General features: G+C 71.8%; 29 protein-coding genes and 3 pseudogenes. 20 read left to right on the top strand and 12 right to left on the bottom strand.

Annotation, left to right across the window (positions count from 1 at the left end; translation table 11 throughout):
• The first annotated feature begins 44 nt into the window (after window positions 1-44).
• Both U6N30_RS29815 and U6N30_RS29810 read left to right on the top strand, forming a co-directional pair.
• Window positions 45-1,013, top strand: coding sequence for a CCA tRNA nucleotidyltransferase (locus U6N30_RS29815; protein ID WP_324275118.1), 969 nt, complete (start codon window positions 45-47; stop codon window positions 1,011-1,013).
• 223 nt (window positions 1,014-1,236) lie between these two features.
• Window positions 1,237-1,410, top strand: coding sequence for a hypothetical protein (locus U6N30_RS29810; RefSeq protein WP_324275117.1), 174 nt, complete (start codon window positions 1,237-1,239; stop codon window positions 1,408-1,410).
• Window positions 1,411-1,958: 548 nt separating this feature from the next.
• Here U6N30_RS29810 and U6N30_RS29805 read toward each other — a convergent pair.
• Window positions 1,959-2,249, bottom strand: coding sequence for a hypothetical protein (locus tag U6N30_RS29805; protein WP_324275116.1), 291 nt, complete (start codon window positions 2,247-2,249; stop codon window positions 1,959-1,961).
• A 27-nt stretch (window positions 2,250-2,276) separates the two neighbouring features.
• Between U6N30_RS29805 and U6N30_RS29800 the strand changes: the two are divergent.
• Window positions 2,277-2,345 (top strand): annotated as a pseudogene (locus U6N30_RS29800) (hypothetical protein); the annotation flags it as partial.
• A 6-nt stretch (window positions 2,346-2,351) separates the two neighbouring features.
• On the top strand, window positions 2,352-2,486 hold the full coding sequence (locus U6N30_RS29795) for a hypothetical protein (RefSeq protein WP_324278631.1): 135 nt from the start codon (window positions 2,352-2,354) through the stop codon (window positions 2,484-2,486).
• Window positions 2,487-2,493: 7 nt separating this feature from the next.
• Here U6N30_RS29795 and U6N30_RS29790 read toward each other — a convergent pair whose 3' ends face one another.
• Complete coding sequence (locus U6N30_RS29790) at window positions 2,494-2,721, bottom strand: hypothetical protein (protein WP_324275115.1); 228 nt, start codon at window positions 2,719-2,721, stop codon at window positions 2,494-2,496.
• Window positions 2,718-3,542, bottom strand: a complete 825-nt coding sequence (locus U6N30_RS29785) for a hypothetical protein (RefSeq protein ID WP_324275114.1) — start codon at window positions 3,540-3,542, stop codon at window positions 2,718-2,720. Before U6N30_RS29785 ends, U6N30_RS29790 begins: the two co-directional genes overlap by 4 nt.
• Before the next feature lie 259 nt (window positions 3,543-3,801).
• Here U6N30_RS29785 and U6N30_RS29780 point away from each other — a divergent pair, with 259 nt between their 5' ends.
• Complete coding sequence (locus tag U6N30_RS29780) at window positions 3,802-4,533, top strand: YqgE/AlgH family protein (protein WP_324275113.1); 732 nt, start codon at window positions 3,802-3,804, stop codon at window positions 4,531-4,533.
• 111 nt (window positions 4,534-4,644) lie between these two features.
• Here the strand turns inward: U6N30_RS29780 and U6N30_RS29775 are convergent, their stop codons facing one another.
• The 4 genes from U6N30_RS29775 to U6N30_RS29760 form a co-directional block, all read right to left on the bottom strand.
• Complete coding sequence (locus U6N30_RS29775; RefSeq protein ID WP_324275112.1) at window positions 4,645-5,418, bottom strand: hypothetical protein; 774 nt, start codon at window positions 5,416-5,418, stop codon at window positions 4,645-4,647.
• 102 nt (window positions 5,419-5,520) lie between these two features.
• On the bottom strand, window positions 5,521-6,600 hold the full coding sequence (locus U6N30_RS29770) for an inositol-3-phosphate synthase (protein WP_324275111.1): 1,080 nt from the start codon (window positions 6,598-6,600) through the stop codon (window positions 5,521-5,523).
• Window positions 6,601-6,724: 124 nt separating this feature from the next.
• On the bottom strand, window positions 6,725-7,162 hold the full coding sequence (locus U6N30_RS29765; protein WP_324275110.1) for a PadR family transcriptional regulator: 438 nt from the start codon (window positions 7,160-7,162) through the stop codon (window positions 6,725-6,727).
• Window positions 7,123-7,251: a PadR family transcriptional regulator gene (locus tag U6N30_RS29760; protein ID WP_324275109.1), complete on the bottom strand. Its 129-nt coding sequence runs from the start codon at window positions 7,249-7,251 to the stop codon at window positions 7,123-7,125. The genes U6N30_RS29765 and U6N30_RS29760 overlap by 40 nt, the downstream gene beginning before the upstream one ends.
• A gap of 233 nt (window positions 7,252-7,484) precedes the next feature.
• Here U6N30_RS29760 and U6N30_RS29755 point away from each other — a divergent pair.
• From U6N30_RS29755 to U6N30_RS29740, 4 genes and pseudogenes are all read left to right on the top strand, one after another.
• Window positions 7,485-7,865: pseudogene (locus tag U6N30_RS29755) on the top strand (DUF5318 family protein); the annotation flags it as partial.
• Window positions 7,866-8,457: 592 nt separating this feature from the next.
• The gene (locus U6N30_RS29750) at window positions 8,458-10,692 is read left to right on the top strand and encodes a transglycosylase domain-containing protein (RefSeq protein ID WP_324275108.1); all 2,235 of its coding nucleotides are present in this window, start codon (window positions 8,458-8,460) and stop codon (window positions 10,690-10,692) included.
• 669 nt (window positions 10,693-11,361) lie between these two features.
• Window positions 11,362-11,949, top strand: coding sequence for a glycosyltransferase 87 family protein (locus U6N30_RS29745; RefSeq protein ID WP_324275107.1), 588 nt, complete (start codon window positions 11,362-11,364; stop codon window positions 11,947-11,949).
• Window positions 11,946-12,179: a hypothetical protein gene (locus tag U6N30_RS29740; RefSeq protein WP_324275106.1), complete on the top strand. Its 234-nt coding sequence runs from the start codon at window positions 11,946-11,948 to the stop codon at window positions 12,177-12,179. The genes U6N30_RS29745 and U6N30_RS29740 overlap by 4 nt, the downstream gene beginning before the upstream one ends.
• Window positions 12,180-12,261: 82 nt before the next feature.
• Here U6N30_RS29740 and U6N30_RS29735 read toward each other — a convergent pair whose 3' ends face one another.
• The gene (locus tag U6N30_RS29735; protein ID WP_324275105.1) at window positions 12,262-13,074 is read right to left on the bottom strand and encodes a deoxyribonuclease IV; all 813 of its coding nucleotides are present in this window, start codon (window positions 13,072-13,074) and stop codon (window positions 12,262-12,264) included.
• Between the two features lie 256 nt (window positions 13,075-13,330).
• On the opposite strand from U6N30_RS29735, the gene U6N30_RS29730 reads away from it, so the two are divergent.
• The 7 genes from U6N30_RS29730 to rplI all read left to right on the top strand — a co-directional run bounded on the left by U6N30_RS29730 (window position 13,331) and on the right by rplI (window position 15,993).
• On the top strand, window positions 13,331-13,885 hold the full coding sequence (locus tag U6N30_RS29730) for a cupredoxin domain-containing protein (protein WP_324275104.1): 555 nt from the start codon (window positions 13,331-13,333) through the stop codon (window positions 13,883-13,885).
• Between the two features lie 37 nt (window positions 13,886-13,922).
• Window positions 13,923-14,255 carry a hypothetical protein gene (locus U6N30_RS29725; RefSeq protein WP_324275103.1) on the top strand — a complete coding sequence of 111 codons (333 nt, stop codon included), beginning with the start codon at window positions 13,923-13,925 and terminating at the stop codon, window positions 14,253-14,255.
• Window positions 14,256-14,479: 224 nt separating this feature from the next.
• A complete protein-coding gene (rpsF, locus tag U6N30_RS29720) occupies window positions 14,480-14,767 on the top strand; it encodes a 30S ribosomal protein S6 (RefSeq protein ID WP_034952381.1) in 288 nt (95 codons plus the stop codon).
• A 2-nt stretch (window positions 14,768-14,769) separates the two neighbouring features.
• On the top strand, window positions 14,770-14,982 hold the full coding sequence (locus U6N30_RS35860; protein ID WP_479690563.1) for a single-stranded DNA-binding protein: 213 nt from the start codon (window positions 14,770-14,772) through the stop codon (window positions 14,980-14,982).
• Window positions 14,925-15,260 carry a single-stranded DNA-binding protein gene (locus U6N30_RS29715; RefSeq protein ID WP_479690630.1) on the top strand — a complete coding sequence of 112 codons (336 nt, stop codon included), beginning with the start codon at window positions 14,925-14,927 and terminating at the stop codon, window positions 15,258-15,260. Before U6N30_RS35860 ends, U6N30_RS29715 begins: the two co-directional genes overlap by 58 nt.
• Entirely contained in the window at window positions 15,218-15,535 is a 318-nt protein-coding gene (rpsR, locus tag U6N30_RS29710) for a 30S ribosomal protein S18 (protein WP_479690629.1), read from the top strand. The genes U6N30_RS29715 and rpsR overlap by 43 nt, the downstream gene beginning before the upstream one ends.
• 2 nt (window positions 15,536-15,537) lie before the next feature.
• Entirely contained in the window at window positions 15,538-15,993 is a 456-nt protein-coding gene (gene rplI, locus U6N30_RS29705; RefSeq protein WP_422677999.1) for a 50S ribosomal protein L9, read from the top strand.
• A 248-nt stretch (window positions 15,994-16,241) separates the two neighbouring features.
• On the opposite strand, the gene U6N30_RS29700 is transcribed toward rplI, so the two are convergent.
• A complete protein-coding gene (locus U6N30_RS29700; RefSeq protein WP_324275102.1) occupies window positions 16,242-16,559 on the bottom strand; it encodes a RidA family protein in 318 nt (105 codons plus the stop codon).
• Between the two features lie 551 nt (window positions 16,560-17,110).
• Here U6N30_RS29700 and U6N30_RS29695 point away from each other — a divergent pair.
• Complete coding sequence (locus tag U6N30_RS29695) at window positions 17,111-18,568, top strand: DnaB-like helicase N-terminal domain-containing protein (protein ID WP_324275101.1); 1,458 nt, start codon at window positions 17,111-17,113, stop codon at window positions 18,566-18,568.
• Window positions 18,478-19,723: pseudogene (locus U6N30_RS34915) on the top strand (DnaB-like helicase C-terminal domain-containing protein). Before U6N30_RS29695 ends, U6N30_RS34915 begins: the two are co-directional and overlap by 91 nt.
• 338 nt (window positions 19,724-20,061) lie before the next feature.
• On the opposite strand, the gene U6N30_RS29680 reads toward U6N30_RS34915, so the two are convergent.
• The 3 genes from U6N30_RS29680 to U6N30_RS29670 all read right to left on the bottom strand — a co-directional run bounded on the left by U6N30_RS29680 (window position 20,062) and on the right by U6N30_RS29670 (window position 22,420).
• Window positions 20,062-20,409 carry a fatty acid desaturase family protein gene (locus U6N30_RS29680; protein ID WP_324275100.1) on the bottom strand — a complete coding sequence of 116 codons (348 nt, stop codon included), beginning with the start codon at window positions 20,407-20,409 and terminating at the stop codon, window positions 20,062-20,064.
• Entirely contained in the window at window positions 20,361-21,257 is an 897-nt protein-coding gene (locus U6N30_RS29675) for a fatty acid desaturase family protein (RefSeq protein WP_324275099.1), read from the bottom strand. The genes U6N30_RS29680 and U6N30_RS29675 overlap by 49 nt, the downstream gene beginning before the upstream one ends.
• Before the next feature lie 65 nt (window positions 21,258-21,322).
• On the bottom strand, window positions 21,323-22,420 hold the full coding sequence (locus tag U6N30_RS29670) for a ferredoxin reductase (RefSeq protein WP_324275098.1): 1,098 nt from the start codon (window positions 22,418-22,420) through the stop codon (window positions 21,323-21,325).
• A gap of 139 nt (window positions 22,421-22,559) precedes the next feature.
• Here U6N30_RS29670 and U6N30_RS29665 point away from each other — a divergent pair, with 139 nt between their 5' ends.
• Window positions 22,560-23,219, top strand: a complete 660-nt coding sequence (locus U6N30_RS29665) for an RsbRD N-terminal domain-containing protein (protein WP_324275097.1) — start codon at window positions 22,560-22,562, stop codon at window positions 23,217-23,219.
• A complete protein-coding gene (locus U6N30_RS29660) occupies window positions 23,219-23,737 on the top strand; it encodes a PucR family transcriptional regulator (RefSeq protein ID WP_324275096.1) in 519 nt (172 codons plus the stop codon). The genes U6N30_RS29665 and U6N30_RS29660 overlap by 1 nt, the downstream gene beginning before the upstream one ends.
• Window positions 23,738-23,863: the final 126 nt, after the last annotated feature.

The raw sequence follows: 23,863 nt of genomic DNA, 5'->3' as shown, positions 1-23,863 counted from the left end.
TCCTGACCGACCTCGGGCAGCGCTTCACGGCGGCCGGGTTCGAGGTGCACCTCGTCGGCGGTTCCGTCCGCGACGCGTTGCTGGCCGCCGCGTCCGACGGGCTCGGGCATGACTCCACCCGCCCCACCGGCGACCTGGACCTCACAACGGACGCCCGCCCCGACCAGGTCCTGGAGCTGCTGTCGGGCTGGGCCGGTTCCACGTGGAACACCGGGATCGCCTTCGGCACCGTGGGGGCCGAGGTCCGCGGCGTGCGGGTGGAGATCACCACCTTCCGGGCCGACCGCTACGACCGGGAGTCCCGCAATCCGGAGGTCGCCTGGGGCGAGTCGCTGGTGGACGACCTCGTCCGGCGCGACTTCACCGTCAACGCCATGGCCGTCTCCCTGGGCCCGGACCGGACGGTGACCGATCCCTTCGGTGGTCTGGGCGATCTGCTGGCCGGGCGGCTGCGCACTCCCGGCGCCGCCGCCGACTCCTTCGCCGACGACCCGCTCCGCATGCTCCGGGCGGTCCGGTTCGTCGCGCAGCTGGGGCTCGCGCCGGTCGACGAGGTGGTCGAGGCGATGACCGCGATGTCGGGGGAGCTGGCCCGCATCACCCCGGAGCGGGTGCAGGTCGAGCTGTCCAAGACGCTCCTGCAGGACGCTCCGCGGGCGGCGCTCGAACTGTTCGTGGACAGCGGTCTGGCCGACGTCGTGCTGCCGGAGCTGTCGGCGCTGCGGATGGAGATCGACGAGCACCACCAGCACAAGGACGTCTACACCCACTCGCTGACCGTGCTCGACCAGGCGATCGCCCTCGAGCAGGCGGATGCAGGAGCTCAGTCCCCGGACCTCGTGCTCCGCCTGGCAGCGCTGCTGCACGACATCGGCAAGCCGGCGACCCGGCGGCACGAACCGCGAGGTCGCGTCTCCTTCCACCACCACGAGGTGGTCGGCGCCAAGCTCGTCCGCAAGCGCCTGACCGCGCTGCGGTTCCCGAAGGACGTCGTCGAGGGGTCTCCCGGCTGACCTTCCTGCACCTGCGGTTCCACGGGTACGGGACCGGGGAGTGGACCGACTCGGCCGTCCGCCGCTACGTGACCGACGCCGGTGACCTGCTCCCCGCCTGCACAAGCTGGTCCGCTCGGACTCCACGACGCGCAACCGCAAGCGCGCGGCCGCGCTCTCGGCCACCTACGACTCGCTGGAATCGCGGATCCAGGAGATCTCGGAGCAGGAGGACCTGGCCCGCGTGCGGCCCGACCTCGACGGCAACGCGATCATGGAACTGCTCGGCCTCGGCCCCGGCCCGGAGGTCGGTCGCGCGTGGCGGTTCCTCAAGGATCTGCGCCTCGAACGCGGGCCGCTGGATCGCGACGACGCCGAGGCCGCCCTCCTCCGGTGGTGGGCCGACCAGCAGGGCTGAACCCGCCCGATCCGCGCGCCGCATTCCAGGAGCGGCGCGGTCATGCCGACAATCGGGGCGTGCACCCGTCCGATCCCGCCGAGCGCGACCCTGTTCCCGGGGACGGCCCGGCGCCGAGTTCGCCGAGCGGACGGGTGCCGCAGTGGGTCCTCGACGAGGCCGCCGGGCTCCGGGTCGATCCCGTGCCGTGGCGCAGTCCTGGCGTCCCGCCCCCGCCGCGGCGGCGCCGCGGGCGCCGGACCCTGCACGCACTGCTCGTCCTCCCCTGGTGGTCCTGCTCAGCCTCGGGGCCGCCGTCCTGGTGGGCCCGGTCTCCTGGCCGTGGACGACGGTGCAGCCGGACGTCTCCCGGAGCGGTGCGTCCGCCCTGCCCACGGCGACGGCGCCGACCCGCACCTCCCCGCCGGACCGTCCGACGGCCGGCCAGGAAGCCGCCCGCTCCCCGCTCGGCACGCCGCCCCCGCCCCGGCCGAGGGCGGGTCGCACACGTTCATCGCCTTCCAGGTCGACGGCACTCCGGTCGCCTACGACCCGTGCCGGCCGGTGCACTACGTCGTCCGCCCGGACAACGCACCCGCCGGTGGGGAGGAGGCGGTGCACGCGGCCTTCGCCCGGATCTCGGAGGTGACGGGGCTGCGGTTCGTCCACGACGGCAGCAGCGCCGAGCCGAGCACCCTCGATCGCCGGATCTTCCAGCCCGAGACGTACGGGGACCGCTGGGCTCCGGTGCTGGTCGCGTGGGAGACCGAGGAGCAGAACCCCGCGCTGGGCGGCGACACCGTGGGCCAGGCCGGCAGCGTCGCGGTGTCGCTCGGCCAGGGGCCGCAGGTCTTCGTCACGGGGACGGTCTCCTCGACGCCGACCGGATGCCCGAGATCCTGGCCCTGCGCGACGGTGCCCGCACCGCCCGCGCGATCGTCCTGCACGAGCTCGGCCACCTGGTGGGGCTCGGGCACGTCGACGACGAGCAGCAGCTGATGTTCCCGGAGGCGCGACGCGAGGTGCCCGACTTCGCCCCGGGCGACCTGACCGGCCTGGCCGCGCTGGGCAGGGGTCCGTGCGTCCCCGAGCTCTGACCGCGGTTCAGTGCCGGCGGGTGATGTGCGAGTACGTGCCGGCCGCCAGCAGGTAGCCGCCGGCGACCACCACCGGCACCAGTGACGAGAGCCCCGACTCCGGCAGCGTGAACGCGCCGACCACGAGGGCGACCACGAACGTCAGGTTGAAGAGCGTGTCGTAGACCGAGAAGCACCGGCCGCGGAAGTCGTCCTCCACGGTCTCCTGCAGCGTGCTGTCGACGCAGATCTTCACCCCTGGGCCACGAATCCCAGGAGCAGACCGACCAGGACGACGGCGACCGTCGTGAACCACAGGCCGAGCGCGACCTGGACGGCGGCACCGCCGATCAGCAGGGCCGGGATCCACCGCCGGGTCCCGATGCGCCGCACGACGGGCGGCGTGACCACCGCCGCGACCAGCGTGCCGACGGCCGCGGCGGCCACGACCTGGCCGAGGCCGAGGATGCCCCCGGGGAAGAGGCCGCCACCGTCGGCGAAGGTGTTGCGGTAGAGCAGCAGCGTCATGAGCGTGAAGACGCCGTAGCAGAACCGGTGCAGACCGATGGCCAGCAGCGCGGCGGCAGCGGGCGGCCGGGCGGTGACGTGCCGGGCCCCTGCCACGAGGCCGGACAACGTGTCCCGTGCGGTGTCGAGGGCAGCCCTCCGGACGACGTCCGGCATGTGGTCGGGCCCGAGGTAGGGACGGGAGAACCCGCGGACCACGGTGGACGCAGCCAGGTAGGGGACCGCCGCCGCCAGCGCCATGGCGGCGTAGCCGGGGTTCCCCGACCCGGTGGCCTCGAGCACCAGGATCGCGGCCGCACCGCCGACGACCGTGGAGACCCCGCCGGCCGTCGTGGACAGCGCGTTGGCCAGGACCAGGGACTCCTCGTCGGTGGTGTGCGGCAGCCCCGCGGACAGCGCGGAGAGCACGAACCGGTTGACCGAGAAGACGGCGAGACCCGCCGTGTAGAAGCCGGCCCCTCGACGCCGCCCAGGATCAGGACCGCGACGACGGCCACGAGAGCGGCCCGGACCACGTTGGCCCGCAGCAGCACCTGACGGCGGCTCCACCGGTCCAGCCAGACGCCGGCGAAGGGGCCGACCAGGGAGTAGGGCAGCAGGAGGACGGCGAAGCCGGCCGCGATGTCGAGGGGATCGGCGGCTCGCTGCGGGTTGAAGAGCACCGTGCCGGCGAGGGCGGCCTGGAAGACGCCGTCCCCGAACTGGGAGAACAGCCGGGTGCCCAGCAGGCGACGGAAGTCCCGACGGCGGAGCACGTGCCGGACGCTCGTATCCACCTGCGGCACCCGATCACCCTAAGGGCGGACGGTTGCCCGGGACCGCGGGCGATCGGCCGCCGTGGGCGCGCTGGTGGGGCACACTGGTCGGGATGACCCCGGTGCCTTCACCGCCCGATCCCGAGTCCGGTCCGCCCGCGCGGCCCGTGGCCGGTCGACGCGTGCCCGCGGTCCCGGCACTGACGATCGGGGACCTCGACGACGTCCGCCCGGGGGCGCTGCTGGTGGCGATGCCCGCGCTCACCGATCCCACGTTCGCAGGCTCGGTCGTCTACGTGCTCGACCACTCCGACACCGGCACTCTGGGCGTCGTCCTCGGTCGGCCCAGCCAGGTGGAGATCCGCGACGTGCTGCCCGGCTGGTGCGACCTCGCCGTCACGCCCGGTGTGTTCCACGTGGGCGGCCCCTGCGAGACGGACACGGCGCTCTGCCTGGCCGTCTGCCCGACGGCTCCGTCCGGCGATGCCGCTGACGCTCCGCTCCGGCCGGTCGCCGGCGACGTCCACCTGGTCGACCTCGACAGCGAACCCGCTGCCCTGCAGGAGCAGGTGGCCGGGCTGCGGGTCTTCGCCGGCTATGCAGGCTGGTCGGCGGGGCAGCTCGCCGGTGAGATAGCGGAGGGTGCCTGGGCCTGCGTGCCCGGCCAGCCGGGTGACGTGCTGTGCCCGCGGTCGGGTCCCGAGCTCTGGCGCACCGTCCTCGGCCGGCAGACCGGGCGGCTCGGCGTGCTCTCGACTGCCCCAGCAGACCCATCCGTCAACTGAGGGTGCCCGGAGCCCTCCGGATCTGGTAGGAAGAACGCGGGAGAGGGCGGTCTGGGGAAGAGGCCGCCCTCTCCTGCTGCATCCAGGGCCCCTCTGCAGAGGGGCCCTTTCTCATATGCCGAGGGCCGCCGCGACGTCCGGGTGCTCGGCCGCAGCTGCGGTCTCCTCCTCGGCGGGCAGGTCGATCCGGCGCATGCCGTGCTCGGACAGCGTGACGGTGACGTCGAACGCGGAGCCGCCGACGGTCGTCACGAACTGGGTCAGCAGGTCGTCGGCGGCGTCGACCGCGACGGTCCGGCCCTCGGGCGCTCCGAAGAGCGTGGTCAGGCGGCTGTCGATGGAGCGCTGACCCTCCCAGGTGTAGTCGCCGCCGAGGAACGCCCGCGGGTCGTCGGCCTCGCGCGCCGACAGGTTCAGCAGCACCCGGGTGATCACGTCGAGCAGCAACGGGACGCCGTCCTCGGCCTCGGTCGTGGTCGGGCGCCTCAGGTACGTCGCCCCGGCGGCGCCGCTGCCTGCGAGGGCGTCGACCAGGCCAGGGACGTCACCGACCCAGGTCTCGTCGTCGGTGAAGAAGAGGGTCCGCACGTCGTCGGGCCGGCCGTCGTCGAAACTGGTGACCGCCTGGGCCCGGCCGACGCCGTTGCGGAAGTCGACGGAGCCGGTCAGCGTGAGCACCGTCCCCTCGCCGTAGGGCGCGGTGACGACGAAGTCCGCGCCACCCCGCTGCTGGTTGCGCTGCAGCAGGCCGGCGAGGTGCTGCGCATCCGTCTCCGTCACCGGGTCCCCGGGGCTGCGGTCCGCGCCGCCCGCGGTCGTGCACCCGGTGGCCAGGGCCAGCGCGAGGCCTGCGGCGACGAGCAGGCGCGGCGGGCGGGCAGGCATGCGGTGCAGCGTATGCAGCGTGCGGCCGCAGGACCGAAGGACACGGCACAGGGCCCGCATCCGGGAACGGATGCGGGCCCTGGTGACGTACTGGAGCGGCCGTCAGCGCTCGATGTCACCCCGGATGAACGCCTCGACGGCGTCGCGGGCCTGGCTGTCGTCGTACTGCACCGGCGGGCTCTTCATGAAGTAGCTCGACGCCGACAGGATCGGGCCGCCGATGCCGCGGTCCTTGGCGATCTTCGCGGCGCGGACCGCGTCGATGATGATGCCGGCGGAGTTCGGGGAGTCCCAGACCTCGAGCTTGTACTCGAGGCTCAGCGGGACGTCGCCGAACGCGCGGCCCTCGAGCCGGACGTAGGCCCACTTGCGGTCCGACAGCCACGGCACGTGGTCCGACGGCCCGATGTGCACGTTGCCCTTGCCCATGTCGCGGTCCACCTGGCTGGTGACCGACTGGGTCTTGGAGATCTTCTTGGACTCCAGGCGCTCGCGCTCGAGCATGTTCTTGAAGTCCATGTTGCCGCCCACGTTGAGCTGCATCGTGCGGTCGAGCTGCACTCCGCGGTCCTCGAACAGCTTGGCGAGCACGCGGTGGGTGATGGTCGCCCCGACCTGGCTCTTGATGTCGTCACCGACGATCGGGACGCCGGCCGCGGTGAACTTGTCCGCCCACTCCTTGGTCCCGGCGATGAAGACCGGCAGGGCGTTGACGAAGGCGACGTTCGCGTCGATCGCCGCCTGCGCGTAGAACTCGGCGGCCTGCTGGGAGCCCACCGGGAGGTAGCAGACCAGCACGTCGGCGCCGGACTCGCGGAGCGCGGAGACCATGTCGACCGGCTGCTCGTCGGACTCCTCGACGATCTCGCGGTAGTACTTGCCGAGCCCGTCGAGGGTGGTGCCGCGCTGGACGGTCACGCCGAGCGGCGGCACGTCGGCGATCTTGATCGTGTTGTTCTCGCTGGCGACGATGGCCTCGGAGAGGTCGCGACCGACCTTCTTGGCGTCCACGTCGAACGCGGCGACGAACTCGACGTCGGACACGTGGTACTCACCGAAGCGCACGTGCATCAGACCCGGGACCGACGCGGTCTCGTCGGCGTCGCGGTAGTACTCGACGCCCTGGACGAGCGAGGCCGCGCAGTTCCCGACGCCGACGATGGCGACCTTCACTGACCCCATGGATTCTCCTTCTCCTTGGACCCCTGGGGTCCGGTGGACGCGGACCGGGTGCGGTCCGCGGATGATTGCGGGCGACCGTCGGGTGCCGTTGCCGGTCCCGACGCCTCCTGGCGTTCTCTGTCGATCAGCTCCGCGAGCCAGCGGACCTCGCGATCCACCGACTCCAGGCCGTGGCGCTGCAGCTCGAGGGTGTAGCGGTCCAGCCGCTCGCGGGTCCGCGCCAGTGAGGCCCGCAACCCCTCCCGCTGCTGCTCGACGGTGCGACGGCGTCCTCGAGGATCCGCAACCGCGCGTCCGAGGCGGTGTGCCGGAAGAAGGCCAGGCGGACGCCGAAGAGTCCGCCGTCGTCGTACGCCTCCGGGCCGGTCTGGCTGACCAGTTCGTGGAAGCGCTCCTTGCCCTCCGCGGTGATCGTGTAGACCACTTTTCCGCGCCGCCCGGTGAGCGGCGGTGCGTCCGCCGGCAGGAGGGCGTGCGGATCGGGCTCGTCGGAGGAGATGAGCCCGGCCGCACGCATCCGCTTCAGCGCGGGGTAGAGGGATCCGTAGGAGATGCTGCGCATCCCCCGAGCACCTCGGCCAGCCGTTTGCGCAGCTCGTAGCCGTGCATCGGTGACTGGTGGAGCAGGCCGAGGATGGCGAACTCGAGCATTCCGCCTCCTCCAGCCGGTCGTCCCGATGTATCGAGACGATACATTGAGGAGATGGGTGGCCACCAGCGGGACGCCGTGCGCGGCCCGTGCGGGTCGGGCCGGCCGGGTCGCGCCGAGCGGGCCCCGGAGGGATCCGCGCAGCTGAAGGACCCGGCTGCCCCCACCGCTCGCAGGCTCGCGGCGGGTCCCGGCAGCGCGGCCTGACGGCTGCACGCCGGCCGGGGGACGGCACGTGGCCGCGGCGCGATCCGGCAGGACCGCAGTGCCATTGCGTACATTGGCCGCCGTGCCCGGGCGTCGCTCCGTCGTGGACTACTCGCTGCAGCGGCGAGCCGTTCTCGCCGACGTGTACGCGGGCCGCACGGGTCTGTTCGAGGTCTGCGACGCCAGTCCCTACCTCTCCCGGGCGGCGAAGTACCACGGCGAGGCGACCTCGGTCGCCTGTCCCGTGTGCCGCAAGGAGCGCCTGACGCTCGTCAACTACGTGTACGGCGACCACCTCGGCCCGACCTCCGGCCAGGCGAAGACGGAGGCCGAGCTCGCCCGGATGGACGCCGCGCAGGAGGAGTTCACCGTGTACGCCGTCGAGGTGTGCCGCAGCTGCGGCTGGAACCACCTGGACTCCTCGTACGTCCTCGGTGTCGAGCCCGTCCCGGGGCGACAGCCCCGGCGGGGCGCCGCCGGGCCGCGACGGAGTAGGGGTCGGACGCGCGGGGAGGCCCGCCGTCCCGCCGGTCCCTTCCGCCGCAGCAGCCCCAGCCGGGCACCGCTGGACGGGCTCCTCCCCGCTCGCACAGCTCAAGACGCCACGCTCGACACAGCTGCAGACACCGGCCGTACCGGCCCACCGGTCCGCCGATCAGGATTTGACGACAGAGACCTGTCAGAGAGGGGTTCCGCGTGCCATCCCACGACGAGACCTCACCCGTCGCACCACGCGCCGGATCGGTCCGCCGTCCGCCGCCGGCACGCACCAGGAGCACCGGTGGGGGTGGCGGCCGCGGCTCGGGCCGTCCGCCGGCCGGAGGGCGGGCTCGCACCACGGCCTCGCGTACCGGCAGCGGAGCCCCGCAGCGTCCCGCCGGCGGCCGCCCCGCGGCCGGCCGCTCCGGGGCCGCGGGCAGGGGGCCAAGGGCAAGGCGGCCCGCAGCACGAAGCAGAAGCGCAACCGCCGGCTGAAGATCGCCGGAGGGCTGATCGCCGGCATGCTGGTCCTGCTCGGGGTCTTCGTGGGCGTCGTCTACGCGAGCACCGAGGTGCCGAGCCCCGACTCGATCACGACCTCGCAGACGACGATCATCTACTACAACGACGGCGTCACGGAGATGGCCCGGCTGGGCGACGAGAACCGGACGAACGTCGCGCTCGACCAGATCGCCGAGCCCGCGCAGAACGCCGTCCTCGCCGCGGAGAACCGCAGCTTCTACTCCGATCCCGGGATCTCGCTGACCGGCATCATCCGGGCCACCTGGAACAACCTCACGGGCGGCTCGACCCAGGGTGGCTCGACGATCACCCAGCAGTACGTGAAGAACGCGATCCTGCAGAACTCCGAGCAGACGTTCAGCCGGAAGTTCCAGGAGCTCTTCCTGTCGATCAAGCTCGACAACAACTACACCAAGCAGCAGATCCTCGAGAACTACCTCAACACGATCTACTACGGCCGCGGCGCCTACGGCATCGAGGCGGCGGCCAACACCTACTTCGGCGTCCCGGCCTCGCAGCTCACCGCCCAGCAGGGCGCGGTGCTCGCCGTCCTCATCCGGAGCCCGTCCCGCTACGACCCCGAGGTGAGCCCGGAGGACGCCCAGGACCGCTGGGGCCGGGTGCTCGACGCCATGGTCGAGGAGGGCTGGCTGTCCGCCGAGGAGCGGGCGGCCTCGGTGTACCCGCCGGTGCTGCCGAAGGCCGGGTCGTCGCTGGGACTTCCTGGTGGTACCGAGGGGCACATCGTCGGCCAGGTCCTCGACGAGATGGAGGCCGAGCACGGCTACGACGAGCAGCAGGTCCGCGCCGGCGGTCTCCGGATCACCACGACGGTGAACAAGGGGATGCAGGACGCCGCGGTCGCCGCCGTGCAGGACGTCATGGGGGACGAGGACCCGGAGCTGCGCGAGGCCCTCGTCGCGATCGACCCGAGGACCGGCGGAGTGGTGGCCTACTACGGCAACGAGTTCAGCCGGCACGAGGACCCCGCGGTGGACACCACCGACTACGTCCAGGCCCTCAAGCCGCCCGGCTCGTCGTTCAAGCCGTACACCCTGGCGGCAGCGCTCGACCAGGGCATCGGTGTCGGCGCCCGTCGTGACGGGACCTCGCCCCAGGAGTTCCCGGACCGGCCGGGCCAGCCCGTGGTCAACTCGGGGAACGCCCAGTGCGGGGCCTGCACGCTCAAGGAGGCGATCACCCGTTCGCTGAACACGACCTTCTACGGCCTGGCCTACGAGGTCGGCCCGGAGCGGGTGGCCGAGGTGGCACGCGCTGCCGCCGGCATCCCGGGCACCTGGGACGCCAGCGACCCGACGGTGCCGGACGGTCTCAAGGGTTACGAGTCGCTGAGCATCCCGGAGACGGACACGACCGGTGGCTCCATCGGCATCGGTGAGTACGCGGTCCGGCCCATCCAGCAGGCGTCGGGCTTCGCCACCTTCGCTGCCGGCGGCATCCACCGCCCCGCGCACTTCGTCGCGTCGGTCGCCGACAACACCGGCGCGGTCCTGATGACCGTCGACCCCGCGAGCGACGCGGTGCAGGCGATCGCGCCCGACGTCGCCAACGATGTGTCGGTCGCCCTCGAGGACGTGGCCAGTTCCTCCGACCGCGCGTTGGACGGCAACCGCCCGGTGGCCAGCAAGACCGGCACCCAGGGGCTGAACCGGGAGGACAACTCCGACGCCTGGATGGTGGGCTACACCCCGTCGATCTCGACCGCGGTGTGGGTCGGCACGCAGGGGGCCGCGGCCATCGAGGACACCCGGGGCCGGATCGTCTACGGCTCCGGGCTGCCCGGCCAGATCTGGCAGCAGTTCATGAACGCCGTCCTCGACGGGACTCCCGAGGAGGAACTCCCCACCGAGCCGGTCATCGAGGGAGACACCGGAGAGGGCGTGCCGGAGCCCGAGCCGGAGCCGGAGCCGGAGCCGGAGCCCACGACGCAGGCGCCGGCACCGACGACGCAGGCGCCGGCACCGACGACGGCCGCCCCGTCCACGTCGCAACGGCCGCAGGGGCCCGACACGGACGGCGACGGGATCCCGGACGCGAGCGACCCGGACGCGAACGGTGACGGCATCCGCGATGCGGACGAGGAAGAGGAGGAGCCTCCCACCGGAGGGGCACACCAGCATTGCCCGGGCAACCGGGCGACGCGGGCCGGCCCGCGGACCCCGGCGGTGCGGGCGGCTGATCGCCGTCCTCCATCCCGCACACTGAGCGGGTGAGCAGCACCTCCACGGACCCCTCCGGAGCACCTCCGGAGGGGTCCGTGCTCGTTCCACGTGGAACGCCCGGCCCGCTCCCGCCGGACCGCGTGGTGCCGTCCTGGGCCGATCCGGTGGCCGCCCAGGCCAGCGAGGCGGTGGGCGGCCCGTGGGGGCGGCACGCGATGACCGGCCGCGCGCAGTTCTGGACCCCGTTGCGCGTCTGCCTGCTGTTCGCCACCGTCGTCCTGGCGATCGCCTGGGCCAAGCAGGCCCCGTGCTCGTCCGGCGACTGGAGCGGCTCCCGTCAGTACACGCACCTCTGCTACTCCGACGCGGTGCCGCTGTTCGGCAGCTACGGGCTCGGTGAAGGAGCGCTGCCCTACCTGGACGCGCGGGTCGAGTACCCCGTCCTGACCGGGGCCCTCATGGCCCTGGCCGCCGCCGGCGCGCGGCTGTACGAGCCGACCGCCGACGCGGTCGGCCTGCTGCCGGACGTCCCTCCCGTGCAGGCCTTCACCGTGCTGACCTGCCTGCTGCTGTCGGTGAGCGCGCTGCTGCTGGTGCGCGCCGTGCTGGGCCTGGCCGGACGCCGGCCGTGGGACGCGGCCATGATCGGCCTCTCCCCGTGCTGCTCGTGCACGCCTTCACCAACTGGGACCTGCTGGCCGTCGCGCTGGCCACCGGGGGATGCTCGCGTGGGCGCGTTCCCGGCCGGTGCTCGCGGGTCTGCTGCTGGGCCTGGGCGTCGCCGCGAAGTTCTATCCGCTGCTGCTGCTCGGCGTCCTCTTCGTGCTCTGCCTGCGGGCCGGCCGACTGGGCACCTGGGCCACGACGGCCACGGCCGCGGCCGTGGCCTGGGCGGCGGTCAACGTGCCGGTAGCCGCCCTCGCTCCCGACAACTGGTCCTGGTTCTTCGTGTTCAGCAGGGAGCGGCCGGCGAATCCGGAATCGCTCTGGAACATCGCCCTGCACGTGACCGACTCGCGCATCCTGGACGGCCCGCTGGCGGCCGGAGAGACGCCGGCCGTGCTCAACGCGGTCGTCACCCTGTGCCTGCTGGCGCTCGCCGCCGGTGTCGCGTGGCTCGCGCTGGCTGCCCCGGTCCGGCCGCGGGTGGCGCAGCTGGCCTTCCTCCTGGTCGCGGGGTTCCTGCTGCTGAACAAGGTGTGGAGCCCGCAGTTCTCGCTGTGGCTGCTGCCCTCGCCGTGCTCGCGCGGCCCCGCTGGCGCTCCCTGCTGCTGTGGCAGGCCACCGAGGTCCTGGTCTGGGTCGTGACGATGCTGCACTACCTCGGCACGGACAACCGCGGCATCGAGGTCGAGTGGTTCTTCTTCGGAGTGCTGCTCCGGGACGTCGCCGTCGTCCTGCTCATGGCCCTGGTGGTCCGCGACGTCCTGCGTCCCGATGCCGACGTCGTGCGGACCAGCTGGCCGGGGGTCGACGATCCGGCGGGGGTCCGCTCGACCGGGCCCGCGACCGGATTGTCCTGCGGGGGCGCCGGTTGATCAGGTCACCTGATCGTCAGGGGACCTACCTCACCGTCGACCGTGAGGGGCGACCCCGAACGGTGAGGTAGGACGGCGTCGGTCAGGCCAGCGCAGTGCGCAGGAGGGCGATCTCCTCGGCGTGCGAGGCGGCGTCCCCGGGGGTTTCGAGGACGACGGGGCAGTCGGCCGCCCGCGCCACCTCGACGAGTAGCTCGGTCGGGATCTCGCCCCCGGTCAGGGGTGCGTGGCGGTCGCGACTGGAACCCTGCGGGTCGCGGCTGTTGTTCAGGTGGACGAGGTCGATCCGGCCGGTCCGGGCGCGGACGTCGTCCACCACGGTTTCGAGGTCCCAGCCGGCCGCCCAGGCATGGCAGGTGTCGAGCACGAACCCGGCGCCGAACTCGCCCACGGCGTCGAACAGCCGGTCGATGGCGTCGAGGTCCCGGGCCATGGCGTTGCCGCCGCCGGCGGTGTTCTCGATGAGCAGCGGGAGCGGGAAGCCGCCGTCCTTCTGCTGGTAGGCGAACGTCTTGCGCCAGTTGTCCACGCCGGTCGCCGGGTCGTCGTCGGCCAGCACGTGCCCGCCGTGCACGACCAGACCGGCGGCGCCGATGGCCGCGGCGGCGGTGGCGTGCGCGGCGAGCAGCTTGCGGCCCGGGACCCGGATCCGGTTGTTCGTCGTCGCCACGTTGAGCATGTAAGGCGCGTGGACCACGACCATGACGTCGGAGGTCAGGAGGTCGGCCTCGTCGGGCCGCGGCCTGGGGTTCTTGTAGCTCTGCGGGTCGGTCAGGAACACCTGGACGCCGTCCGCGTCCATCTCCGCCGCCCGGGCCAGCGGCCCGCCGTCGTCGAGCTCGTTCTCGTCGTTCAGTCCGGGGCCGACGTGTACGCCGATCGGGTGCACTGTCACGGGCGCCGACCCTAGTTCGTGGACGAATCCAGGTTTAGCCGTAACCGCGATCACACATCATCGTTCATGCACCGTGACGGGGGTTACCCGCCAGTAGGCGGGACAGGTCCTCAGCGCACATGGAGGTAGAGCAGACGATGGCAACCGGTCGGATCCGTCGAACCGCGAGGCGCGGTGTCGCAGTCGCCGTCCTCGGCTGGCTGGGCGTGGCCGCCTTCTCGGTCCTCATGGCCCCCAGTGCCGCGGCAGCCCCGCCGTGACGATCGAGATCAAGAACTTCACCCCGCCCGCGGCCAGCGTGGACAAGGGCGGCCAGGTCACCTTCGTCAACACCATCCCGGCGCAGAACAAGGGCGGCATCAGCCTGCCGCTGGTCGGCAGCGTGTCCGCCACCGTGTACACGGACGTGTCCGTGAGCTTCTTCGGCCAGGCGCGGGCGCTGCAGCCCGGCCAGTCGACGTCGTGGACCTTCCCCGACGCGGCCACCCCGGGCGCCATCACCTACACGTACCGGATCGTGCCCCAGGCCGGGCTCCCGGTGAACCTGGTCAACCAGGTCGTCGACACCGTCGCCGGGCAGCTCCCGCCGGCGCCGGTGAACGTGCCCTACGTCGTCCAGACGATCGCTCCGGCGCTGCCGAACCTGCCGGGTGCCAACCTGCCGCAGCTCCCGCAGGTGAATGTGCAGCTGCCCCCGCTCCAGGCCCCGCCGGCGCCCGCGCCCGGCCCGGGGCCCGTGCCGGCCCCGTGCCCGGGGACCCGCCGACGACGGACCCGGCTCCCCAGCAGCAGCCGCCCCCACGCCCGGTGACTCCTACGCCTACGACACCGGCAACGGAACGCCTCGGATGGCGCCGTCGGACATCGTCGCGGCTGCGGCCTTCGACCCCTCGCGCTACTTCGTCCCCGGCGAGAGCCTGGGCGGCACGGACCGCGACGGCTCCGGCGGTGGTTCCGGCGGCGTGGCCGGCAGCTACGACGGCGCCTCGGTGCCGGTCTTCGGTCAGCTCGCCGGCCTGGACGGCGCCGCTCTCGAGAAGGGCGACGCCGTGGCGGAGGCGGCCTCGGAGCGGGTGGCCGCGCAGACCCTCCCTGCGGCCGCACTGGCCGCCGTCATCGCCCTCGCGGCGGTGACCGCGGCGCTCGTCCGCACCCACCAGGCAGCCCGCACCACCCGCTGACGTTCGGCCCCCGTCCAGGGGTCCGCCCCGAGCGTGCGAGGGGTGGGTGAGGACGGGGTCCTTCGTCTGTGGACGGCGCGGCGGAGGGAGCACCGCGTGCGCTGGTAGCCTGGTCCTGCGCGTTCCGGCTCTCGTCCGAGTTGGCCGGGGCGCGCGACGCATGTACGACCCTCCTGCTGCAGATGTGCTGCAGCCGCCGAGACCAGAGGAGGTGGGGTTTCTCCATGCGCAATTACGAACTGATGGTCATCCTCGACCCGGAGCTCGAGGAGCGCACGATCGCTCCCTCGCTCGACCGTTTCCTGACCGTCGTCACCAAGGCAGGTGGCACCGTCAAGACCGAGATCTGGGGGCGTCGTCGCCTGGCCTACGAGATCAAGAAGCAGGTCGAGGGCATCTACGCCATCGTCACGATCGAGTCCGAGCCCGCGGCGGTCGCCGAGCTGGACCGCCAGCTGAACCTCAACGAGTCGGTGCTCCGCACGAAGCTGATGCGCCCCGAGGTCCACTGACCATGGCCGGCGAAACCGTCATCACCGTCATCGGGAACCTCACCGCCGATCCGGAGCTGCGCTTCACGCCGTCGGGCGCCGCCGTCGCGAACTTCACCGTCGCGTCGACCCCCGCACCTTCGACCGTCAGTCGCAGGAGTGGAAGGACGGCGAGGCGCTGTTCCTCCGCTGCAACGTCTGGCGGCAGGCTGCGGAGAACGTGGCCGAGTCGCTGACCCGCGGGTCGCGGGTCATCGTGAGCGGCCGGCTGAAGCAGCGTTCCTTCGACACGAAGGAAGGCGAGAAGCGCACCGTCATCGAGCTCGAGGTCGACGAGATCGGCCCGTCCCTGCGCTACGCCACCGCGAAGGTCACCAAGGCCTCGCGCGGCGAGGGCGGCGGCGGCTTCGGTGGCGGCGGCGGAGGCGGCTTCTCCGGCGGCGGTGGCGGCGGGGGCGGTGCGAGCGACCCCTGGTCGACGCCCGCCGGTTCGTCCGACGAACCGCCCTTCTGATCTCTTTCCCTGCAACGAACCCGTACCTGGAGAAACCCAGTGCCCAAGCCCCCATCCGCAAGGTCAAGAAGAAGGTATGCCAGTTCTGCAAGGACAAGGCGACCTACATCGACTACAAGGACACGACGCTGCTGCGGAAGTTCATCTCCGACCGCGGCAAGATCCGTGCCCGCCGCGTCAGCGGCAACTGCAGCCAGCACCAGCGTGACGTCGCCGTGGCTGTGAAGAACAGCCGCGAGATGGCACTGCTGCCCTACACCTCGACGGCGCGCTGATCATGAGCCAGATGAAGCTGATCCTGACGCAGGAGGTCACCGGTCTCGGTTCCTCCGGCGACACCGTCGAGGTCAAGGGTGGCTACGGCCGCAACTACCTCCTGCCCCGCGGACTGGCCATCCAGGCCACGCGTGGCGCGCAGAAGCAGGTCGAGTCGCTCCGTCGGGCGCGCGCTGCCCGCGAGGTGGCCTCGCACGAGGACGCCCAGGCCCTGGCCGGGCAGCTCTCCGGCCTCACGGTCCGCGTCCCGGCGCGTGCCGGCGAGGGTGGCCGCCTGTTCGGTCGCGTCACCACCGCCGACGTCGCCGCCGCGGTCACCGCGGCCGGCGGCCCGGAGCTCGACCGTCGCCGGATCGAGCTGCCCAGCAGCATCAAGACCACGGGCGAGCACACCGTCACCGTGCGGGTGCACCCCGAGGTCTCGACCCAGCTGACGATCGAGGTCGTCGCAGGGTAAGGACCCCCTCGCCCCCACCGTGGAAGGACCCCGTCCTCCTCACCCCTCACACGTTCGGGGTGAGCCTCGGGACGGGGCCGGCGGCGGGGCCCTGCGAGGGGCCGCTCCAGCACGTCGCCAGGGGCGTCGGACTTCGGTCCGACGCCCTCGTGGCGTACCGGGGAGTCAGGCGACCGCCGTGGCCTCGAGTTCCACCATCAGCTCCGGGAAGGCCAGCCGGGTGATGCCCAGGAGCGTGCTGGTGGGCCTCACCCTTCCCGGCCGAACCGCTCCACCACGGAGCCGTAGCAGGCGAAGAACGCGTCGACGTCGGTCGTGTAGATGTTCAGCCGGACCACGTGCGCCAGACTCATCCCGGCCGCGGTCAGCACCGCCTCCACGTTGTCGAGCGCCATCGTCACCTGGGCCGCCATGTCGCCGGCGTGCTGCGGTGTGCCGTCGGTGGACATCGCCGTCTGACCCGAGCACACGAGGACGCGGGTGGCCCCGGTGACCACCTCGGCCTGGTTGAAGCCCATGTCGACCGACCACTGCCACGGGTTGACCGCGGTTCGCTCCAGTGCCATCCCAGCTCCCTCCTGGACCGTCGCGCCGGTGCGCGACGAGGGCCACCGATGGTGACCTCTCCGCCGGCGGCGTGGGGTGCTCCGACGCATCCCCGGGCAGCCCGCCGGAACCGGCGACACCCCCGCCCGCGTCCTCCGGTGGGCGCCTGTGACTCGTGGTGCGTGGCGCGAAAAATACTTCTGAACTTTCTCCCGTCCACAGCCGGTGGGGTGCGTTCGCGCAGGTGGCCGGGGGAGGACGGCGGATGGCCGCCACGTGTCCCCCGACGTCTCCACATGTCGACAGGCGTGAATCCACCGACTTGTCCACAAGTTGTGCAGATCGGCGTGCACACCGGTGTTGGACGCGCACCCCTCCGGCTTCCTAACGTCCTCCTCAGCTGCCGCCGGGTGCCGAACCCGGCTCCGGCGATCGTGTCGGTGGCCGACTTTGTCGGTGCCCGGCGGTAGCAATGACCCGAACAGACGTTCGGTCCGGCGGTGCCCGTCGAACTCCGGCTTCCCCACGGAGTGGTGGTGCGGGCGCGCCTGCGCGAGATGGAGGAACACCCGTGGCAGTGGCCGACGACTTCAGCCGGCCCTCAGCGACGGCGCCGGCCTACGACCGGCAGCCGCCGCAGGACATCCCGGCCGAGCAGTCCGTGCTCGGCGGCATGCTGCTCAGCAAGGACGCGGTCGCCGACGTCGTCGAGGCGCTCCAGGGCGCCGACTTCTACCGGCCCGCGCACCAGATCATCTTCGACTGCATCCTCGACCTCTACGGCCGGGGCGAGCCCGCGGACGCGATCACCGTCGCGGCGGAGCTCAACCGCACCGACCAGCTGTCCAAGATGGGCGGAGCGGTCTACCTGCACACCCTCATCGCGTCCACGCCGACCGCGGCGAACGCGGGCTACTACGCCGCGATCGTGGCCGAGCAGGCCGTCCTGCGGCGGCTGGTGGAGGCCGGCACTCGGGTGGTCCAGCTCGGCTACGGCGCGGCCGGCGGCAAGGGCGACGTGGACGACATCGTCGACCGCGCCCAGCAGGAGATCTACGACGTCACCGAGAAGCGGATGAGCGAGGACTACTCGCGCCTCGAGGACATCCTCCAGCCGACCATGGACGAGCTGGACGCCATCGCCTCTCGTGGTGGGGTCAGCCGCGGCGTCCCCACGGGCATCCGCGACCTCGACGAGCTCACCAACGGCCTGCAGGCCGGCCAGATGATCGTCATCGCCGCCCGTCCCGGTGTTGGCAAGGCACTGGCACTCGACACCCCGGTCGCCACGCCGGGCGGCTGGACGACGATGGGCGAGATTGCTGTCGGTGACCAGGTGATGGGTTCCGACGGCCGACCGACGACGGTGGTCGCGGCTACGGATGTGATGACGAACCGGCCCTGTTACGAGGTGCACTTCTCCGACGGCTCGGTGATCGTCGCCGACGCCCAGCACCAGTGGCTCACCGAGACGCGCGCCAGCCGGAAGTCGGCGCAGGCCGCGGCAACGGGCTACAACCGCTACCGGAGCCAGAAGTCGTTCGCCGAGGTGCGTACCACCGAGGAGATCGCCCGGACGGTTCGCTGCGCGACGAAGGACGCCCGGCTCAACCACTCCGTGACGAATGCGGCCCCCTGGACCTGTCACCGGCCGATCTCCCCGTACCGCCGTACGCCCTGGGTGTCTGGCTGGGCGATGGCACCTCCGCGGCCGCGCAGTTCACCAGTGCGGATCCGGAGATCGCGGTCTACATCGAGAGCGAAGGCCTCGTCGCCCAGCCCACGGGCGTCGATCGTCGGTACACACTGCAGCTCCCGGCGCGAGTGTCGACCGAGGACCGCACGTGTCCCATGTGCGGCCGGACGTTCCTGCCCAGCACGTCGCAGGTGCAGACCTGCGGCAAGACCTGCGGAGGCGCTCTGCGGGCATCCGGCGGGGTGGGGCACCAGGCCTCGTGCGCCGATTGCGGTGGTCCGTCCTCCGGCTTGGCGCAGTGCCAGGCCTGCCGTGACGACCACGGCACCGTGAAGGCACTCCTCCGCGGCCTCGGCGTGCTGAACAACAAGCACATCCCCACGCGCTACCTCCGGGGTTCCGTCGCGCAACGCCGTGCGCTGCTCGCCGGCTTGCTCGACACCGACGGCACCGTCGCGCCGAGCGGCGTCGTGCAGTTCGGCGTCACCAACCGCCGGCTGGCAGAGGACGCCCGCGAACTCGTGGCCAGCCTCGGCTACCGGGTCCGCATGACGACCAAGCGGGTGCGTGGCCGGACCGAGGACTCCTCGACCTGCTTCACGTTGACGTTCAGCACCGACGACGAGGTCTTCCGGCTCGAGCGCAAGAAGATGCTGCACAAGGAGCGCGGTGCTCGGACATTCACCTCTCGCGGCAGCCGATTCATCACCGACGTGCGGCAGATCGCCAGTGTGCCCGTCCGCTGCATCCAGGTCGACGCAGACGATCACCTTTTCCTCGCCGGGCGCAGCTTCATCCCGACGCACAACTCGACGCTGGGTCTCGACATCGCGCGGTCGGCGTCGGTGAAGCACCACCTGCCTGCCGCCATCTTCTCGTTGGAGATGAGCAAGCACGAGATCACCATGCGTTTGCTGTCGGCGGAGGCGAAGGTGCCGCTGCACCACATGCGCGCCGGCTCGCTGTCTGACGAGGACTGGTCGAAGCTGGCCCGCCGGATGGGTGAGATCGCCGACGCACCGCTCTACATCGACGACTCCCCAACATGACGATGATGGAGATCCGGGCCAAGGCGCGGCGGCTCAAGCAGCGCAACGACCTCAAGCTGGTTGTCATCGACTACCTGCAGCTGATGACGTCGGGAAAAGGGTCGAGAGCCGCCAGCAGGAGGTCTCGGAGTTCTCCCGCGCGCTGAAGCTGCTGGCCAAGGAGCTCGAGGTCCCGGTCATCGCGATGTCGCAGCTCAACCGTGGCTCCGAGCAGCGTCAGGACAAGAAGCCGATGCTGTCCGACCTCCGCGAGTCCGGCTCGATCGAGCAGGACGCCGACATGGTCATGATGATCCACCGCGAGGACATGTACGAGAAGGAGTCCCCGCGGGCCGGCGAGGCCGACATCATGCTGGTCAAGCACCGCAACGGCCCGACCGCCAACGTCACGGTCGCCTTCCAGGGCCACTACAGCCGCTTCGTGGACATGGCGAACTAGGTCATGACCTCCGTGGACTCCTCGCCCAGTCGCGAGCGGCTCAGCCGGGTGGTCGAGTTGCTCCGCGGCGTCCCGGAGGTGCTCCCTCCCGTGCGGCGGCCCCCGCCAGGAGCCCGAACCGGAGCCGGCCGCCGGCACCGCGCCGGCCGAACGCATGAACCGGGGAGGCCCGGGACCGACCAGGTCCTGGGCCTCCCCGGTCGTCGAGCATCCACGGTCGCCCGAGCGGCGCCGAACGAGTTGTCAGACGATCGGTGATCGGCGCCTGAACCGGAGAGGCCCAGAACCATGACGGTTCTGGGCCTCTCCGGTTCAACGGTCCGGGCGGGTGGCGCCGATCAGGCGGCGGCCTTCGACAGCTCGCGGCGGACCTTCTTGCCGCCGGTCGTCATGCGGACCAGCTTGACCACCTGTGCCGGGGCGTTCTTCGGCGTCGTCTCGGCGAGCCAGCCGTTGGGCAGCGACAGCCGGATGACCTTGTGCCAGGCGCTGGCGACCTGCTTGTACAGCGGCGCCGAGTGATAGGTCAGGCCGTAGCGGTCGAAGATGTCCTTCACCCGCGGGGCGATCTCGGCGTACCGGTTGCTCGGCAGGTCGGGGAAGAGGTGGTGCTCGACCTGGTGGCTCAGGTTACCGGTCATGATGTGCATGGCCTTGGAGCCGGAGATGTTCGCCGAGCCGAGCATCTGGCGCAGGTACCACTCGCCGCGCGTCTCGCCGTCGATCGACTTCTTCTCGAAGGTCTGGACCCCTCCGGGAAGTGGCCGCACATGATCACCGAGTGCGACCAAAGGTTGCGCACGACGTTCGCGGTGAAGTTCGCGGCCAGCGTCGGCAGGAACGAGGGGCCGGACAGGGCCGGGTGGATCAGGTAGTCCTTCGACGCCTGGTTGCGGATCTTCTTGAGCACCTGCTTGGCGCGGGCCTTGAACTCCGGGTCGCTGCGGCGGCGCTTGGAGGCGAGGTTCTTGCCGAGCTCCAGGTCGTAGGCCGCGATGCCGTACTCGAAGAAGCAAGCGTTGATGAAGTTCCACACCGGCTGCGCCAGGTACAGCGGGTGCCACCGCTGGTCCTCGTCGACGCGCATGATGCCGTAGCCGAGGTCGTTGTCCTTGCCGATCACATTCGTGTACGTGTGGTGCAGCTCGTTGTGCGAGTGCTTCCACTGCTCGGCCGGGCTCGCCATGTCCCACTCCCACGTCGTGGAGTGGATCTTCGGGTCGCGCATCCAGTCCCACTGCCCGTGCAGGATGTTGTGCCCGATCTCCATGTTCTCGAGGATCTTGGCGACCGACAGGCCGACCGTCCCGACGACCCACGCCGGCGGGAACATCGAGGCCAGCAGGGCGGCGCGGCTGCCCAGCTCGAGCTTGCGCTGGACGTCGATGACCTTCCGGATGTACTGGGCGTCGTCCTCGCCGAGGCTGTCGCGCACCTCCTGACGGATGGTGTCGAGCTCCTTGCCGATGATCTCGATGTCCTCGGCGGACAGGTGGGCGATCGGGTTGTCGGGCTGCTTCTGCAGAACAGTCATGGGTCCGTCTCCTTGTCTCGGGGCGGGTGTCGGGGAGGTCAGTGGTCGGGGAAGCTGGACTCGGCTCAGTGGTCGATGTCGCAGGCGCCGGCAGCGGCGCTGACGCAGGTCTGGATGAGGACGCCGTCCCCGGGGGCGGCCACGGTGAGCTCGCCGTTGCGCAGGTCGCGCACGGCGCCTTCGCGCAGCGGGAGCACGCAGCCGTAGCAGATGCCCATGCGGCAGCCGCTGGGCATGAGCACGCCGGCCTCCTCGGCGGCGTCGAGGATCGGGGTGGCACCGTCGGCCTCGAGGGTCGCCCCGTTCTTCGTGAAGGAGACGGTGCCGCCCTCACCGGTGACGACGACCGACGGCCGGAACCGCTCGGTGTAGAGCCGGTCGGCGAGACCGGCCTCGGTGAAGTGCTCCTCCAGTGCCTCGAGCATCCCCACCGGACCGCAGGCCCAGGTCGACCGCTCGTGCAGGTCGGGGACCAGGTCGGCGATGGAGCGCGCGTCGAGCATCCCGGCGGTGTCGGTGTGCTGCTCGATCAGCTGGATCCGTCCCTCGGCGGCCAGCTGCCTCAGCTCGGCGCCGAAGACGACGTCGTCGGCCGTGGGTGAGGAATGCACCAGGACGACGTCGGTGAGCTCGGGGTGGTTGCGGAGGATGCCCATGACCGGGGTGATGCCGGAGCCGGCGGTGACGAACAGCGCCTTGTCCGGATGCCGGTCGGGGAGGCAGAACTCGCCGGCCGCCTGGTCGAGCTGGACGATCGTGCCCGGCTCCGCGCGTCGAACCAGGTGGTTGCTGACCTTGCCGCCGGGGATCGCCTTCACCGTGACGCTGATGCAGCCGTCGGTCCGCGTGAGGTCCGAGGTCAGCGAGTAGGCCCGCCACTGACGGACGCCGTCCACGTCGATGCCGATGCGGATGTACTGGCCAGGCTGGTGCGGGCGCCAGCCGCGGCCCGGGCGGATGACTACCGTGGCGGCGTCCCGCGTCTCGGGCTGGATCGCCTCGATGCGGCCGCGCAGGTCGGCGCCGGAGCGGAGCGGGTCCACGAGGTCGAGGTAGTCGGTGGGCAGCAGCGGCGTCGTGAGGAACTCCGCCAGCTTGAGTAACCGGTCGCGCAGGGCGACGCGCGGCGCTGCCGTGGTCGGCTGCGGATCGGTGGTCGTCATACATAGAGGGTTGTCCAGCCCAGAGGCCAGTTACCTGTGTGATCGACGTGAATCGACCGGTACGTTCTGTTCTCTGCGAACAAGAGAGGTGGGGATGACGACGGAGCCGACGGCGATACCCGCGGACGTCGCGCGAGCCATGCGGTCGGACCTGCCGGCGGTGGCCGAACGCACGGTCGCCGAGATCATCGTCGAGGTGCCCAGCTACGCCGACGCCTTCGCCGGGAAGATGGGCCAGAAGATCGGCAACGCCGTGGAACTGGCGCTCGGCGGGTTCCTCGAGCTGGCCACCGCCGGTACGGGCGCCGACCCCGGAACCCCGATCGGCCCCGCGCTCGCCGCGGCCTACGACCTCGGCCGCGGCGAGGCGCGCAGCGGCCGCTCGATGGACGCACTGCTCGGGGCCTACCGCGTCGGCGCCCGGGTCTCGTGGCGGGAGATGAGCGGGACCGCCGTCGCCGCCGGGCTGTCGGTGGAGCAGCTGGCCCGCTTCGCGGAGCTGGTGTTCGCGTTCATCGACCAGCTGTCGGCCGCCAGCGTCGCCGGGCACGCCGACGAGCTGGCGACCACGGGCCGCGTCCGTCAGCGCTACCTCGAGCGGCTGGCGGGCCTGCTGCTGACCGGTGCCGCGCCCGAGGACCTCACCGCCGCCGCCGAGCGGGCCGACTGGGCGCCGCCGCGGACGCTGACCGCCGTCCTGCTGCCCGAGGGGAGGGTCCGCGGCGCGATGGTGTCCCTCGACGGCCGGACCCTGCGGACGACGGACGACATCCCGGACCCGGCCGGCGCGGGGAGCTGATGGTGCTGCTCGTGCCGGACGCCGAGGGCCGGTCGCGGCCGGCGCTGCTCCGCTCGCTCGACGGGCGCGGCGCGGTCGTCGGCCCGCCGCGACCGTGGACCGAGGTCCAGGGGTCCTACGCGCGGGCGCTCCGCACCGTGCAGCTCGGGCTGTCCGCCGAGGGCTCCGAGCCGCTGGACACCGACGCGCGGCTGCCCGAGCTGGTGCTGCGGGCCGACGAACCGGCGCTGCAGGACCTGCGGTCGCGCGTCCTGGCCCCGCTGGCCGACCTGTCGCCGGGGGCGAGGGAGAAGCTCACCGAGACGCTCCGGTCGTGGCTGCTCCACCACGGACGCCGAGAGGCGGTCGCGGCCGACCTCTTCGTGCACCCGCAGACGGTCCGGTACCGCATGGGCCAGTTGCGGGAGCTGTACGGGAAGCGGCTCGAGGACCCGCGGACCGTGCTGGAGCTGACCCTCGCCCTGGGCGTCTCCCCGGCTGATCACCGTGGCCGCGACCGGTCCATGATCGTCGGGTGACCGTCGACCTCGCCGCGGCCGCGGCGTTCCTGGCGTCCTCCGCGCGCGTGCTGGACCGGCGCCGTTTCGACCTGCTGTTCGGAGACGGGGGCCCCGAGGCCGTGCTGGCCGCGGTCGACGGCTACC

The organism is Blastococcus brunescens, from assembly GCF_035320885.1.
GTDB classification, from domain to species: Bacteria; Actinomycetota; Actinomycetes; order Mycobacteriales; family Geodermatophilaceae; genus Blastococcus_B; species Blastococcus_B brunescens.
Note: the sequence above shows the minus strand (reverse complement) of the source record. Positions and strands in the feature narration are given on the sequence as shown.